Source organism: Desulfosporosinus nitroreducens, assembly GCF_023897015.1.
In the GTDB taxonomy this organism is placed as follows: Bacteria; Bacillota; Desulfitobacteriia; order Desulfitobacteriales; family Desulfitobacteriaceae; genus Desulfosporosinus; species Desulfosporosinus nitroreducens.
The window spans coordinates 1-15,486 of record NZ_JAMHFY010000012.1 but is presented as its reverse complement, the minus strand read 5'-3'; the positions used below and the strand labels follow the sequence as shown (position 1 = coordinate 15,486).

General features: G+C 41.1%; 12 protein-coding genes and 1 riboswitch. Of the genes, 1 reads left to right on the top strand and 11 read right to left on the bottom strand.

Going from position 1 to position 15,486, the window contains the following annotated elements:
* Positions 1-119: 119 nt before the first annotated feature.
* From M8E35_RS13975 to thiD, 6 genes are all read right to left on the bottom strand, one after another.
* The gene (locus M8E35_RS13975) at positions 120-1,133 is read right to left on the bottom strand and encodes an AI-2E family transporter (protein WP_252469788.1); all 1,014 of its coding nucleotides are present in this window, start codon (positions 1,131-1,133) and stop codon (positions 120-122) included.
* A gap of 884 nt (positions 1,134-2,017) precedes the next feature.
* Complete coding sequence (locus M8E35_RS13970; RefSeq protein WP_252469787.1) at positions 2,018-2,752, bottom strand: SDR family NAD(P)-dependent oxidoreductase; 735 nt, start codon at positions 2,750-2,752, stop codon at positions 2,018-2,020.
* Positions 2,753-2,896: 144 nt separating this feature from the next.
* The gene (thiE, locus tag M8E35_RS13965; protein ID WP_252469786.1) at positions 2,897-3,523 is read right to left on the bottom strand and encodes a thiamine phosphate synthase; all 627 of its coding nucleotides are present in this window, start codon (positions 3,521-3,523) and stop codon (positions 2,897-2,899) included.
* Entirely contained in the window at positions 3,516-4,328 is an 813-nt protein-coding gene (gene thiM / locus M8E35_RS13960) for a hydroxyethylthiazole kinase (RefSeq protein WP_252469785.1), read from the bottom strand. Before thiM ends, thiE begins: the two co-directional genes overlap by 8 nt.
* Positions 4,295-5,521 carry a putative hydroxymethylpyrimidine transporter CytX gene (gene cytX, locus M8E35_RS13955; RefSeq protein WP_252469784.1) on the bottom strand — a complete coding sequence of 409 codons (1,227 nt, stop codon included), beginning with the start codon at positions 5,519-5,521 and terminating at the stop codon, positions 4,295-4,297. The genes thiM and cytX overlap by 34 nt, the downstream gene beginning before the upstream one ends.
* Positions 5,521-6,321, bottom strand: a complete 801-nt coding sequence (gene thiD / locus M8E35_RS13950; RefSeq protein WP_252469783.1) for a bifunctional hydroxymethylpyrimidine kinase/phosphomethylpyrimidine kinase — start codon at positions 6,319-6,321, stop codon at positions 5,521-5,523. The genes cytX and thiD overlap by 1 nt, the downstream gene beginning before the upstream one ends.
* 165 nt (positions 6,322-6,486) lie before the next feature.
* A riboswitch (TPP riboswitch) is annotated at positions 6,487-6,599 on the bottom strand.
* A 219-nt stretch (positions 6,600-6,818) separates the two neighbouring features.
* Between thiD and M8E35_RS13945 the strand changes: the two genes are divergently transcribed.
* A complete protein-coding gene (locus M8E35_RS13945; RefSeq protein WP_252469782.1) occupies positions 6,819-8,144 on the top strand; it encodes a DNA recombination protein RmuC in 1,326 nt (441 codons plus the stop codon).
* A 43-nt stretch (positions 8,145-8,187) separates the two neighbouring features.
* Here the strand turns inward: M8E35_RS13945 and cydC are convergent, their stop codons facing one another.
* From cydC to M8E35_RS13920, 5 genes are all read right to left on the bottom strand, one after another.
* A complete protein-coding gene (gene cydC / locus M8E35_RS13940) occupies positions 8,188-9,963 on the bottom strand; it encodes a thiol reductant ABC exporter subunit CydC (RefSeq protein WP_252469780.1) in 1,776 nt (591 codons plus the stop codon).
* The gene (cydD, locus tag M8E35_RS13935; RefSeq protein ID WP_252469779.1) at positions 9,960-11,720 is read right to left on the bottom strand and encodes a thiol reductant ABC exporter subunit CydD; all 1,761 of its coding nucleotides are present in this window, start codon (positions 11,718-11,720) and stop codon (positions 9,960-9,962) included. The genes cydC and cydD overlap by 4 nt, the downstream gene beginning before the upstream one ends.
* Positions 11,721-11,917: 197 nt before the next feature.
* Positions 11,918-12,922, bottom strand: coding sequence for a cytochrome d ubiquinol oxidase subunit II (gene cydB, locus M8E35_RS13930; protein ID WP_252469778.1), 1,005 nt, complete (start codon positions 12,920-12,922; stop codon positions 11,918-11,920).
* Complete coding sequence (locus M8E35_RS13925) at positions 12,913-14,301, bottom strand: cytochrome ubiquinol oxidase subunit I (RefSeq protein WP_252469777.1); 1,389 nt, start codon at positions 14,299-14,301, stop codon at positions 12,913-12,915. The genes cydB and M8E35_RS13925 overlap by 10 nt, the downstream gene beginning before the upstream one ends.
* A 343-nt stretch (positions 14,302-14,644) precedes the next feature.
* Positions 14,645-15,319: a cupin domain-containing protein gene (locus tag M8E35_RS13920; RefSeq protein ID WP_252469776.1), complete on the bottom strand. Its 675-nt coding sequence runs from the start codon at positions 15,317-15,319 to the stop codon at positions 14,645-14,647.
* Between the last annotated feature and the right edge of the window lie 167 nt (positions 15,320-15,486).

Sequence of the window (15,486 nt, the reverse complement as noted above, 5' to 3'; positions counted from 1 at the left end):
CTTATTATATCTATATATAACCATAGAACTATTTTACTTATAATGTATTAAAATATAAGCAAAAATACTAGAAGCTGTCTCACATAACATGAGAAAGCTTCTAGTGACTTTGACGTCCATTAACTATAATCTGATTCTCCTACATCAAGTATATCCAGCATAAATAGAAAAAGTGGTATTCCAAACAAAAGTCCCCATACCCCCAGAAAATGCTCAGCTAGTAATAATACTACGAAAGTAAAGAAAACAGGAAGTTTGGTTTTGATGGACATAAGTTTGGGATTTAGAAAATAAGCTTCGATACCATGCAATACAACAATCATCCCCAGCACATAAAGTATCTTAATTATTCCACCCAGCTTAAAAGCAATGATTGACAATGGAATTAATGAGATCAAAACACCGGCAACGGGTATTAGCCCGAGAATGAAGATCATAAATCCTAATCCTATTACTTGATGAAATCCCATGATACTCAAAGCGACCGCTGATAAAATAGAATTTATAAAGGATATTACGATTTGTGTTTCCATAACCTTAGCAAAGGAATTCACAAAATTCTTACCTAATTTTTTATAATACTTATATACAAAGCTGACTTTACTGTGCTCAAACCTATCCAAGAATCTTATGGTCTTATCCTTTTCCAAGATTAGAAATAAACTTAGGATCAAGGCAATAAAAATATTTAAGCTGAATTCCCAAATATTCGTTACCGAATGAATTAAATATGTCCCGCCTTCAACTACATAAGATTGAATACTTGTGCTGATAGCTTCCCTTATTTGTGGATTAATAGCATCCTCATAATTATTGATATCAAAGTTACTAAGCTGTATACCTATAAACATTAACTGCTTTGTTAAAATTGGAATATATCTATAGATTATAAAGACAATTGATGAAGCTACTAAGGAAAAAACTACGACCGTGACACCGGTCCTGTTTATAGGGATTAATTTAACAATCTTTAAGAAAATGTAATTTTGGATACCGTACAGTATAAAAGAAAACATAAAGGTTAGTAGCAGTAAGTTCATCATAGGTTTAATGCCTATTATTATTCCTAATAACAGCAGTAACGATAGGCCCTTCTTAAACAAATTGCTTTCAAAGAATTTCTCTAATTTCATTATGAGTTTTTTGCCTCCTGCTTCATCATCTCTAAAATAATTACTTTTTATTCTATTATCTTACATAATACCACGTTACCCCCACAGTATAAAGGGTGTTCTAAACCCTTACTATAACCACGCAGGGTCATAGATAGTTCACTTCTAATTGTTGAAATTTCACAATAAAAAGGCCACTCAAATGAGTGGCCCAAATCTAAATGATCCCGCAAAGTTCCTCCACAACTAATGGATACACGGCTCAAGATTAATCTTCAACTAAACTTTACCAATATTTATTAACCAGACTATAGGCTTACACCAACACACTTTACAACTAGCAAACAAAATTCTTACGGAATTTAATCTAGTAAGGGGTAGAGACATTGTCTACTTGAAAGCAAACCAACCAATAAACATTTTTTGGTAACGTAGGGGAAACTAATCTGGACAAATCTTCCACTATCTGTTAACTTTGATCTAACTGCGGTCAATCTTCTAACACCTATTCACCCGAGACAAACTTAAGCTTTCAAATCACCCAAATTCTTTCACAGTTTCCTAGATCGTTTGATAGAGCACCGAAAACAATTTTACTCTGACCGACTGACTGGGAGGAACTTTGCGGGAAATCTTTCTTTAATAGAAAACTCAAAAACCACCTCTCTAGGTGGTTCCAATTCTCGAAATTCAGCATTACTAACTTTGAACTGATTGCAATGCTTACTTTCGACGAATCGAAAACTTTGCCTAGCACGCGACCAACAACTTTTGATGAAACTGAATTTTTTATTGCTTCTTATGATTAAATTATATCTAAATTTGCTATATTGTCAAGAGCAAAATTAAGATAAAGTAAAAAATATCCCGAAGAACCCCACCACTTGCAAAAGTGGGGGGGGAAATTAAATGAAGTTCCCCCCGTCGACAACGATCGTTTGTCCAGTCACAAAACTTGCATGAGCAATTAAAGAATAGACTACTTCAGCTATATCCTCCGGACCAGCAATTCGGCCAAGCGGTGTACCGGCAGCTAGATGGGCGATGTGATCTTCTTTTCCCTCTACCCAACGAGTTTGTACAATTCCTGGGGCTACAGAATTAACTCTTACCTCGGGAGCCAAAACTCGAGCCAGCGATTTTGTAACACTTATGGCTGCAGCTTTAGAAGCTGAATATGCTATAGAACTGCCTAATCCAGTTAATCCTGCTATCGATGTAATATTAATAATGCACCCTTTGCTTTTCTTAAGTTCATCGGCTGCTGCCCGACAGCAGAAGAACATACCCTTAACATTAACTCCTAAAATATCATCCCAATACTCTTCTTTCATGCCCTCAAGATCAGAGTGATCTACGAAATGAGTCATTCCAGCATTGTTAACAAGAATATCTAAAGTTCCAAAATCAGCCACTACTTGACTAACCATGGACCTAACCTCAGCATCCCGAGATACATCTGCTTGATAGGCTAAACTGCGAACTCCAAGGTTCTCTATCTCTTGGCAAGTCTTTAAGGCATCTTCTTTCGAACGAGAATAGTTCAAAGCTATATTAACTCCCGACTTGGCTAACAACAAGGCGATGGCCCTTCCAATTCCGGTGCCGCCCCCAGTAATCAGTGCAGTTTTATTTTTCAATTTTTCTGCTCCTCCCTCACATAGGATTATAATTAGTCTTAATGCTATCTAGTATAACTCACAGGCCAATCTGGGACAAGAATATTTAGTTTAAACAATATCCGTTGAATAGGTATACCTTTTAGAAGATCTGCCGTAGCTAATTTAACCAATAATTTCTTTTAACTGCTTTGCAGCCATAAAAATATTATCTTGAACTAAAATAGCCGATACAACTGAGATGCCATCGATACCTGTTGCCTTAACTTGTTGTATGTTCCCATAATTGATTCCCCCTATTGCTACAACGGGTATCGAGACCGATTTCTTTATATATTCCAGTTGCTCAAGACTTACTTCCTTGGCATCAGACTTAGTCGATGTTCTAAAGACCGCCCCTACTCCCAAATAGTCTGCACCTTGCTTTTCGGCAAGAAGCGCTTCCTCCAAGGTTCGGGCAGAAACTCCAATAATCTTATCGGGTCCCAAAAGTTCCCTCGCTTTTAGCATAGGCAGATCATCCTGCCCGACATGTAATCCTTCGGCATCAACTGCAAGGGCAATGTCAAGTCGGTCATTAATAATTAGGGGGATATCATACTTAGATGTTATCTCTTTCACTCTCAAAGCTAAATTTAGAAACTCTTTGGTAGAAATTGATTTTTCCCGAAGCTGAACCAAGGAAACTCCGCCCTGTATGGCTAGCTCAATGCTCTGAGCTAAATCCCGCTCTCCGAGAAGTTTTCGATCTGTTACTAAATAAAGACTATAGTCAATCTTGACTTTACTCATAATTAATCTTACCTTCTTTAGCTAGAATTTCAGGAGTGAGATTATAGATACTATCGAATAACCTGGCTCTAAACGTGCCTATTCCCTCTCCATGACGCAACGAAGCGTGAGCGATCTCTCCCGCGAGACCCATGCTAATTATTCCAGCCACCGCAGCCGTATAGTAATCTTTAGTCGCACCACAAAAAGTACCCACAAGGGAGGTCGTCATGCACCCTGTGCCCGTGACATCCCCTAAAATTCGATGTCCGTTATCAATCAGACACACTTGACTTCCATCGGAAACAACATCTGTTTTTCCGGTAATGGCAATGATTGAACCTAGTTCAATGGCAAGCTTTTTAGCAACCACAGAACTGCCATGTTCATCTGCGAGAGAATCCACTCCCTTTATGGCTGCTTCCAGACCTGACAGGACTTTGATTTCAGACATATTACCCCGTATAACTTCAGGTTTTAGTTCCCTAATAAGTTTATCTGCGGTATCCGTTCTCAATTTTGTGGCTCCTACGCCTACAGGGTCAAGAATTACAGGGACACCCAACTCCTTAGCTCTTAATCCGGCTATCAGCATGCTTTCGATTGTTCTGGAATTAAGAGTGCCGATATTAAGAACTAAAGCGGAAGCAAAGCCAACCATTTCTGCTACTTCTGCCGAGTCATCCGCCATTACAGGGGAACCTCCGATAGCTAGTACTACATTAGCACAATCGTTGACTGTAACATAATTAGTTATATGGTGAATCAACGGACTCTTTTCTTTAATTATTTTTAGGCCTGTACAGATTTTTTCGCGTATTTCCATTTGGCAGTTAACCTCCATGTTATAGAATGTAAGATGCTAATAATCATCATCACAGGAATTGTGGAACCCATCACAAAATCAAACTTTATAAACTGATAGTATAATGCCGTACCCACAGCACAGAGAAGAAGCGTACCCCAATTAACTAAAAGCTCTGGTTGGATTTTCTTTCTTTTTAATAGGAAGTAATCTGTTAACAAGATGGCAAACAAAGGCGCAAAAACTGATCCAATGGCGTAGAGGAAAACTTCATATTGCTCAATATTCACAACGATTGCAAGTCCTGTTCCTATACCGGTCATAACTAAGGCAACCGTTTTTTCTTTTAATTTAGGAAATATATTTAAAAATGAGACCCCCGCCGAATAAGCATCTAGAAAGGTAGTTGTTACCGTCGCCAGGACGATAATTCCCAAGGCGACAATTCCAAGATTAGCAGCCAATAGCATTGCGGTCGGGTCAGCATCTGATGCAACGATCGCCGCTCCCAGGCCAATAATAAACATCCAGCTGCTGCCAATGAAATAACCAAGCCAGCTACCCCATGCACTGCCTCGCTTTGTCTTAGCAAATCGTGTATAGTCCGAGATCAGCGGCAACCATGATAACGGCATAACCACTGCAAATTCTACAGCGTTCCCAAAGGAGATAGTTCCTGTACCCTCCCGAGTAAACAGCTCATGATTGCCAAAAATGATAATGCTCAAAAAAATAGTCAAAAAGAACAATAGTACAACGGCAATGTTATTGGCCATCTTCCAGCCGCTATCCTTCCCAAGCCATAACCAAAACATTATTAAGATACCAATCATCAGGCTCCAAACTGTTAGATTGTCAAAAGACCATAAAGTTTTAGTGATATGGTTTACTGACCGAGCTCCAACAATTATCATCACAGCTGTCCACCCAAGCAGCTGCAAAACGTTCAAAACGGAGAAGAGGTAAGAACCATATTGTCCAAAGGAAATACGAGTTGACACCAGTGCAGGAATTCTCTCCTCCGTCCCGATGATTCCTCCCAGCACTAAAATAGTTGTTCCAGCCAAGTGTCCAAGAATAATAGCTAAAACCCCCATCTTAAATCCCAAGGAGGCTAACATACCACCAGTTAATATTTCTGCAACCGAAATTGAAGCGCCAAACCAGAGAGTGGCAAAATTAAACATACTTAAATTATTTTTTGTTGAATTCACTAAATTAATCCTGCCTTTTTGTAAAGTGTATAAAAGTGATGCGTCGGGCCTACGCCTTTTCCAATTGATAAAGAATTCTGAATAGCAATTGTGATATACTCCTTAGCCAGAGAAACAGCTTTGTTAAGGGTGTGCCCCAAAGCCAGGTTTGCGGTGATGGCAGACGAAAGTGTACATCCCGTTCCATGCGTATTCTTAGTTGCAATTCTAGATGAGGAAAAATAACTAAACTCCTGACCGTCAAAAAGAATATCGATAGAATCTTCCTCTAAATGCCCCCCTTTGAGCAGTACATTCTTAGCCCCCATCTGAAATATAGCCTTGGCAGCCTCTTCCATTTGCTTAAGCGTTTGGATGGAACTATTTGTCATGACCTCAGCCTCTGGAATATTAGGGGTAACGATCATCGCCATTGGAAGTAATTCCTTAATCAAAGTTGCTTCCGCCTCTGGATTTAACAAGTGGTAACCGCTTTTAGACACCATAACCGGGTCTAGAACAATGATCTGAGGTGCATAGTTACTCAACTTTTCTGCAATAACCTCGATCGTCTGGACTTGGGAAACCATACCAATTTTTACTCCGTCGACTTCAATATCGTCAAAAATCGCCTCTATTTGTTTCGCGATGACGTCTCTGGTGATATCTTGTACAGCAAACACTCCTTGGGTATTTTGAGCTGTAACTGCCGTTATTACACTCATTCCAAATACCCCATGGGCAGAGCACGTTTTAAGATCGGCTTGAATCCCCGCTCCTCCACTGCAATCTGAACCGGCTATGGTAAGTACCTTTTTCATATCATACCTCCTGCATCGTTTTAGTCTCTTTGAATATAGAAAACTTGGCCAACGCCAACATTCAGGCGATGGCGACAGCCTTCGTTGCTCTTATTAGGTATTCTTTCCGGCAGTACAAAAAAGAGCACAAATCTCCAGAATAAGATTTGTGCTCTTTCATTTTCACAAAAGAGTAAACTGCTTACCTACGCTGGCATTATCCAGATCAGGTTAAAAGGGTCTTAGACTTTTTAGGGTCTAAATCTCAGCCAGCCTTTCCAGCTCCCCTGCCCATAACATAATTTATTTGTTATAAAACTAACATGGAAAAAGCGTAAAGTCAATGGTCAGGACGCTATATTTTAGTTAACATATACCTCCGAACGAATTAGAGATTGGTCCAAATTTTCAAGGGACCTTTATTGTATCAAGATAATATCTATTGAAAAACACCAGTTTGTCTCCCTGATATGATAAAGTATTAATCGAAATACAATACATAACAACAGGAGGCAGCTATGACAGAACAGTTACTGATAGGATTAATCATCCTTGTCCTCATCACCATCATTTTACTTATAATCTTAATTATCCGTTCGACACGGAATCCCTTTGGTAAGCTAGAGAATCAATTTAATTCTCTAGAGAAAAATCTCGAACGTAACGAACGACTTGTCAATGGAGAAATATCCAAGAATCGTGAAGAATCAAATAATAACGCAAGACAGGTCCGCGAGGAATTAAATCAGTCCGTCCGTTCGTTTAACGATTCCGTACTGGCCCGTATGGCTGAAATCGCTAACCTTCAACGCAACCAATTGGACATTTTCGCCACTCAGTTAGGCTCCCTTACGAAAACGAATGATCTTAAATTAGAACAAATGCGCAAAACAGTGGAGGAACGTCTTCTCCTACTCCAGCAAGATAATGGTCAAAGATTAGACCAGATGCGCGCAACCGTAGACGAAAAACTCAGCGCCACCCTTGAGCAACGTTTAGGAGAATCCTTCAAATTAGTCAGTGAGCGATTAGAAGCAGTGCACAAAGGGCTTGGAGAAATGCAAACCCTGGCTTCTGGCGTTGGTGACTTAAAAAAAGTCCTGACTAATGTTAAAACACGAGGGATTTGGGGGGAAATACAACTCGGCAGTTTGTTGGAGCAGATACTTACTCCAGAACAATATTCTTCTAATGTAACTACTAAAGCCGGAAGTAACGATCGAGTAGAATTTGCAATTAAGCTGCCTGCCCGAGACGGACAGGACAATATTATATGGCTTCCTATCGATGCAAAATTTCCAATTGAGGATTACGAACGATTAATCGAAGCACAAGATCAAGCCAATCTACCGCGCATCGAAGAGCTCGGCAAATCTCTTGAAAACCGCATTAAACTAGAGGGGAAAACGATCAGAGATAAATACATCGATCCGCCCAACACCACCGATTTTGGCATTCTCTTCTTACCGGTTGAAGGATTATATGCTGAAGTGCTGCGTCGGCCTGGTCTTTGTGAACTTCTCCAACGAGAGTACAGGGTTATCATAACAGGACCAACCACACTAGCAGCCCTCCTCAATAGCCTGCAAATGGGTTTCAAGACATTGGCTATTGAGAAACGTTCCAGTGAAGTTTGGAATTTACTTAGCGCCGTTAAAACGGAATTTGGGAAATTTGTTGAGATCCTGGAAAAAACTCAGAAAAAACTTCAGGAAGCGAGCAATACTATTGATACTGCAACTAGAAAGAGCCGTACAATTGCTCGCAAGCTTAAGGATGTCCAGACTCTTCCTGCCAGTGAAGCAGATTTAATGCTGGACAATGAGACAGAGCACGAAGAGTAACCCCCATTGCTTTAGAGTGAAAAAATTGCTGCAGATACCCATATTAAAGGAGATTTAAAGCCACTTCTGTCTCCTTTGTTCTATGTTGTATTGATGGTGTTACTTCTCTCCTATCCCACAGCTTCCGATAAAAGCCTTTCTTTTGAAGAAGCTCACGGTGTTTACCACGCTCGACGACTTGACCTTGGTCGAGAACCAGGATCTCATCCATTCTCTCTAACCCAGATATGTGATGTGTTATTACTAGTGTGGTACGTCCGTCCATAAGTTTGTACACCTCCTCCAACACATCACGTTCTGTAATCGGATCAAGACCTTCCATAGCTTCATCCAGGATCAAAATCGGAGCGTTTTTTAGTAAGACTCGGGCGATTGCTAACCGCTGCCTCTGTCCCCCAGAAAGTTTAAAACCGCCTTCTCCGACCAAGCTGTCATATCCTTTAGGCAATGATTGGACAAAATCATGAAGCTTCGCTCTCTGAGACGCTAGGATTAGTTCCTCTTCACTTGCCCCAGGTTTTGCTAAAAGGAGATTTTCCCGAATTGTTGCATTGAAGATGTGGGTTCGTTGCGTCACAACTCCTACAAAGTCTCGAACCTCTTCTTGGGTATACTGCTGAAGAGACTGCCCTCCCAATTCGATGCGACCCTCATTGTATTCCCAAAAACGCAGGAGAAGATTTACTATACTAGTCTTACCTGCCCCGCTCGCTCCAACAATTGCTACTTTGCCCTTCTCGGCAATTTGCAATGATAATTGCTTCAAAGCCCAAGGTTCACTTTCCCCATACTTAAAACTTACCTCATGGAAGGTGAGACTCATTTCTTGAGGTTTAGCAAACACTGCTTCATGATCTTTAATGGCAGGTTCAGCCTCAATCAACTCAAGCAAGCGGTCCGCCGCAGCACGGTTTTGTTCCAAATGATGGGGAACAAGCGCTAAGGGAAAGAGCGCTTCAAAGCTACTCAAAGTTCCAAGGGCTAACATTCCTAAGTTAACCCCACTCAATTTTCCTTTTTCTACGAGGATTATTCCCAGAACGAGGATCATCCACATGCTAAGATTAGCGAGCATCCCTGTTAAAGCTAAGGAAAACGCTGACAGCCAAGCGACTCGTCGTTGATGATTGGTCAATTTCTGGTTAGTATTTCGAATTTTCTCTAAGTGCGATTGGACCTGACCGTAAGCTGCTAATTCAGTAATTCCTAAAAGGCTGTCGCCAACCTGCGAATTCAACTCTGCTCTTAACGTAATTAAGTGATGCCCTGCCCTTTTACTCAGACTTTTAATTAGCCATGGAATCACAAGCCCTGCCATAAGAAAACTGGCCGCCAAAATGACGGTAAACCTCATGTCATAACGAGCGAGAAAAAAACCATATCCACAGAGAACCAGTACCGCTACAATAGGCGGAGACAAAACCTTCAGAAATAGATTTTGTTGAGTTTCAACATCTGCAACAATCCGTCTAAGAAGGTCTGCACTGCGAAAATTTAAAAGTAGAGCCGGAGCCAAAGGTTCTAGCCCTTGGTAAAACTTCACTCGTATTCGGCTTAACACTCGGAATGTCACATCATGTGAAACATAGCGTTCTAAATAGCGAAAGACCGCACGGGAGAGCCCAAAGAAACGAACACCAACAATGGTTACCATTAAATCAAGAACTGGCGGATGAAGAGCAGCACGGGCTAAAAGATAGGCAGACGTTGCCATTAAGCCAATATGACTCGTAATTGTCAGGGCACTCAATATTAAAGCAAGCAGGATTCGCCGCCAATAAGGTAATATCAAATGAATTAGCCAGGTTGTGCTCTTCATAGTAATTCACCTCGATATTCTTTCACCATGCGAAAATAAAGCCCCTGCACTTCCATCAATTCCTCATGGGTACCCTCTTCTATGATCTGCCCTTGATCCATTACCAGGATGCGACTTGCTTGGAAAACCGTATCCAGCCGGTGGGCAATGATTAAGGCAGTCCTTCCTCTTAATAAGCGTTGTAAGGCCTCCTGAACAAAGTACTCACTCTCTAAGTCCAAGTTTGAAGTTGCTTCATCCAAAATAAGAAGTGGGGCATCTTTTAAAAATGCCCTGGCAAGTGCAATCCTTTGGGCCTGTCCCCCGCTTAAGCGAGTGCCTCCTTCTCCCAGGTGAGTTTGGTATCCATCCGGAAGATTCATAATAAATTCATTGGCTGAGGCCTCCTGAGCTGCTCTGACAACCTCTTCCAAGGTTGCAGAAGACCTGCCAAAGCGAATATTTTCCGCTATGCTGCCCGCAAATAAATGTGGATTTTGAGGAACATAAGCGATCTGATCCCGCCATTTTTCCACAGAAATTGTATCGAGCAAAGTTTCATTGACGAAAACTTGTCCTGAAGCAGGGGCAATAAAACGAAGCAGCAGTTGAGCAATGGATGTTTTACCTGCTCCGCTTGGACCGACGAGAGCTATCTTTTCTCCTGAATTTATGGAAAAATTGATCCCTTTTAGAGTGGGAGTCTCTCCGGCTTGATAAGTTAAGCCAACTTGTTTAAAAGAAATATTAAAATTTGATAGTAACACCTGATCTTGAGGCTTTGCAACGAAATCATCATTGACTGTTTGCTGTTTGATCTCATTCATTAAAGGGAGATCTAATATTTCAAAGATACGAACAGCAGCGTTTATCCCAGACAACCCAGCATGAAAATTTAAGCCGAGGTTTCTTAGCGGGATATAAAATTCAGGAGCAAGCAGTAAGAGAAACAACCCTGATGAGTAAGAGAGGGTTCCATTGACCAACCTCAATCCTATAGTAACTGCAACCAGGGCTGTGCTAATTGTGGCTAGAAACTCTAAGACCAGTGCAGATAAGAAAGCTACTCTCAAGACATTGAGTGTTGTCTTTCGAAAAGAATCACTAACTCTTTCGATTACATGTATCTGATCTTTTGCGCGGCCAAAAGCTTTAAGTGTAGTTAAACCCTGTAATATATCTAAAAAATGAGCACTCATCCAACTTAAGCTTTGCCACTGCTGAAGTGACTTTTTTTCTGCCATTTTTCCAATCAACATCATAAAGATTGGAATGAGCGGACCCGTCAAAAGTAGAATTAAGCCGGACTTCCAATCCAGGGGAAAGACAAATATTAAAATTAAGAGCGGTATCCCTGCCGCCAGAACCATTTGAGGCAGGGATTTGGAAAAATAATCCTCAAGTGCTTCTATTCCATCCACCACAGTTGTGATTAACTCTCCGGATCGTTCTCCTCGAGCATACATTGGTCCTAAGAACATGATATGGTTCAGCAACCGTTCCCGTAAACTTATCCTGATACGGGAGGATGCTTCAAAAGCACATATCTCGCTGCACCATTGAAAAACTGCTCTTATACCAAAGATTCCAAGAATCATTATCAGAGAATTCCAGACTGCTTTAAGAGACGCCCCCTCCAAGAAGACCCTTGCAACAATGCTGGAGAAAAACCAAGCCTGAAGGACTGCGAGTAATGCAATCCCTATATTGAGGCCAACCGTGAGCGACAGAAATCCCCAAACAGACTTCCCCTCCCGGATTAACCGTTTATTAAACATATTGTCATCTCCTAGCACACATTCACACACGTTCCCCATTCACTCCACTAAAATGTTCACTTTGCAATTGCCCCCTTAAATTCTGGTTAGCTGGGCTTAGAACGGATAGGATGTGGAGACGGTTCTTGAGTTATTTTGAGGTCATATAGAATAAGGGGCAAGATATATCTTGCCCCTTATTCTATATGAAAACCTTCTTAATAGTGAAGATTTTTTTCTGTGACGCGATTGCGGAAGACCCAATAAGTCCATCCTTGATACAGAAGCACAATGGGTACCATAACCAAAGCTATGATCGTCATTATTTTCAGTGTGTATGGGCTCGACGATGCATTATAAATGGTTAGACTCCACTGCATATTGAGACTAGAAACCATCACGCGAGGGAAAAGCCCCCAGAATAAGGATATGGTAAACAACAGAATGGTTATACCATTCAGGATAAACGCCCAGCCTGCTTTACGAGAACGTATCAAAATTAAGGCCAAGATAAGGGCCGCACCGGAACCAACTAAGGTAATACTCGCACCTAAACTTGCAAAGAGATCCGTCTGGAAATAGCTTAGACCAGCTAACAGTATAACTACCGGAATTGCTGCTAATGCAATACTTTGGGCCGCTTTCATAGCCCGCTCAGCCATCTCACCAGTGGTCTTTAGGCTCAGGAACAAGGCACCATGAAACATGAAAACGAACAGTGTGGTCAAACCGCCAACTATGGCATATGGAGAGAGAAGATCAAAGAAGGTTCCAACATATTGCATTTTCGCATCAATCGGCACTCCTCTAACCAGATTTGTCATTGCAACGCCCCAAAGAAGCGCTGACAAGAAGCTTCCTGTGAAAATCATCCAGTCCCACGTACTTCGCCAAAGCGGATTGGAATCACTGCTGCGAAATTCGAAGGCAACACCACGAATTATTAAGGAAACTAACACTAGAAACAAGGCGAGAAAAAAGCCACTAAACAAGGTGGAGTACCAATTTGGAAATGCTGCAAACATGGCTCCACCGGCCGTAATCAACCAAACTTCATTTCCATCCCAGTGCGGTCCGATCGTATTAATGAGGACTCGACGCTCTTGATCGTTTTTACCCAGGAAAGGAAGTAAAATTCCTACTCCGAAATCAAACCCTTCGAGAAAAAAGAAGCCTGCAAACAAAACGGTAATGAGTATGAACCAGAGGATATTTAAGTCCATAATGACGCCCCCTTAACTTCACTATTCAGGTGTTCATCCACATTAGCCTCTTCTGGACCTTTCTTAATAAACTTAACCATCAGGTAAAGATCCGCTGCCGCCAAGGCTGCATATACCAGCATAAAGCCCACAAACGCAATCAACATGGAAAACATTGAAACTGAGGTTGATACACCATGTTCAACTCTTTGTAACCCATAGACAATCCAAGGTTGACGTCCGACTTCTGCTAAAAACCACCCCGCAATATTAGCTATATAGGGAACTGGGATCGTCCAGAGCAAAAGTTTCAAGAACAAAGTATTTTGTTCATAGGCTTTCGTTTTATAGAAATAAAGTCCTAGCAAAGCCATCAACACTAACCACATACCTGCAGTCAACATAATTCGGAAACTCCAGAATAAAGACGCTACCGGCGGAACATAATTTCCTGGCCCATATTCTTGAACTGCGGAGTTCTGAAGTTCATGAATTCCCTTAACCTCGCCTGTAAAACTGTTATACGAAAGGAAGCTTAACATCCCGGGAATCTTGATTTCAAAGTTATTTTTCTGTCCTTGCTCATCGATTGAGGCATATAACGATAAACCTGCAGGATTTTCTGTTTCCCAATGTGCCTCAGCAGCAGCCATCTTCATAGGTTGTGATTCAACAAGGTGCATTCCTTGTATATGCCCTACTCCGGCAACTCCCAAGGTACTGATAAAGGCAAAGATCACAGCAATATGAAACGAACGCCGAAAAACATCAAGATGACTCCTTTTCAAAAGGTGGTATGCACTAACGCCCATGACAAAGAACCCAGCCGTGACAAATCCGCTAAGTACGGTATGAGGAAATTGATATATCACGTGAGGATTTGTAATCACAGCCAGAAAATCGGTCATCTCGGCGCGCCCATTACGTAAAATATAGCCAACCGGTTCTTGCATAAACGAATTAGCAACTAGAATAAAGAACGCCGATATGTTTGAAGAAATTGCCACAATCCAGATAGTTATTAAATGAACCTTCTTAGATAATTTATCCCAGCCAAAAACCCATAATCCTAAAAAGGTAGACTCCAGAAAAAACGCAACTAAAGCCTCAATGGCTAAAGGCGCACCAAAAATATCCCCAACAAAACGTGAATATTCCGACCAGTTCATACCAAATTGGAACTCTTGAACTATGCCAGTAACGACACCCATGGCAAAATTGATTAAGAATAATTTCCCCCAGAACTTGGTCATTTTTTTGTAGGTTTCATTTCCTGTTTTAACATACCAAGTCTCCATCATAGCAACGAGGACCCCTAGTCCTAATGTCAACGGCACGAACAAGAAATGATATGACGTGATTACCGCAAATTGTAATCTGGATAAAATAAGTTCAGTCATCGTTACACCTCCAATTCATCAGCATTTAGCGTTTAGTTCTGATTTTGATCATTCTCCTCCCTTCTGTCTCTTTTGTCCTTGCTTTGAATATACACTAAATCTATGTACCTAAAACATATGTATTTAGCCCTCTTAGCGTTATTTAATATTATACTAATTATTATTTAAGTGGTCAACTAATTATTACCTAATTGTAACACAAAATTATTTTCTAACTATGGAACTAAATATATTCAACACGCCTTGCTACCATGAGCTTTTTAAATTAAAAAACTGTCTGACGGCATAAAAAACTCTTCCTTTTCAGGAAGAGTAATTATAGCCCTAGATTATCTTAATGTCCTTAATCGCAAAGATCTGCCCAGTTCGCAGGATAGGTTGCATAGAATATTTTACAAAACGTCGGAGAAGAAAAGACCACTTGACTTCCTTTTGGGATATAAAGCACATCGCCCGCTTTAGCGTGGAAGACTTGCCCCTCAACTTCTAGAACGAACTCTCCCTCTATGACATAATCAACCTCATCATAGTTTAGAAGCCATGGCAACTTAGAATGATCAAAGGTCATGAAACCCGAAGCCAGATTTCCTACGCGTGAGTCGATCACGTCGACGAGTCCCACCTTTTGCCCCGGAGGAGCTTCCAGGAAGGGCTGGATTACCACGGTTTCCCCTTTGACATGAGTCGCTATCGGGTTCTCACAAGCAGGTTTGAGAACCTCACCCAGGATTTTTTGCACTGCTTTTTTTAGGTCATGCGTTTGGTTTTCTGCGTCTGTGACGGTTCCAGAGGAAACTGGGACTTCTTTAACACTAGATTGTAAATTCACTAGTTGTCCGACCGATTGCCCTACAACAGTATGACTGATGATTTCTTGTCTCCCTTTGCTTATTGTAATCCCTAACTCTTTGGCTAAATCTTTAGCGGAGGGAGTCAGTACACTATCTTCTTCCAAAACAATATTTTTGTCTAATTTGGCCATATCTCGTAAAACGTTAGCCGAGATAAATCGTCCCATAGTACACCTCCTAAAATTAGATGTCAGAAGTCAGAAGCCGGAGATCAGACTTTGGACACTGAACATCGAGCTTCGTTCTATGCTTATAATAAGCTTTCAATTAATTGCTTCGCGGGGCGTGGTATGACAACCTGGCGGATAAGCAAACCTTTCTCACTCGCTAAAGC

Bases quoted from the DNA above. Each gene is read 5' to 3' on its own strand.
- M8E35_RS13975 (WP_252469788.1), bottom strand. From the start codon at position 1,133: ATGAAATTAGAGAAATTCTTTGAAAGCAATTTGTTTAAGAAGGGCCTA.
- thiE (WP_252469786.1), bottom strand. From the start codon at position 3,523: ATGAGTAAAGTCAAGATTGACTATAGTCTTTATTTAGTAACAGATCGA.
- thiM (WP_252469785.1), bottom strand. From the start codon at position 4,328: ATGGAAATACGCGAAAAAATCTGTACAGGCCTAAAAATAATTAAAGAA.
- thiD (WP_252469783.1), bottom strand. From the start codon at position 6,321: ATGAAAAAGGTACTTACCATAGCCGGTTCAGATTGCAGTGGAGGAGCG.
- M8E35_RS13945 (WP_252469782.1), top strand. From the start codon at position 6,819: ATGACAGAACAGTTACTGATAGGATTAATCATCCTTGTCCTCATCACC.
- cydC (WP_252469780.1), bottom strand. From the start codon at position 9,963: ATGAAGAGCACAACCTGGCTAATTCATTTGATATTACCTTATTGGCGG.
- cydD (WP_252469779.1), bottom strand. From the start codon at position 11,720: ATGTTTAATAAACGGTTAATCCGGGAGGGGAAGTCTGTTTGGGGATTT.
- cydB (WP_252469778.1), bottom strand. From the start codon at position 12,922: ATGGACTTAAATATCCTCTGGTTCATACTCATTACCGTTTTGTTTGCA.
- M8E35_RS13925 (WP_252469777.1), bottom strand. From the start codon at position 14,301: ATGACTGAACTTATTTTATCCAGATTACAATTTGCGGTAATCACGTCA.
- M8E35_RS13920 (WP_252469776.1), bottom strand. From the start codon at position 15,319: ATGGGACGATTTATCTCGGCTAACGTTTTACGAGATATGGCCAAATTA.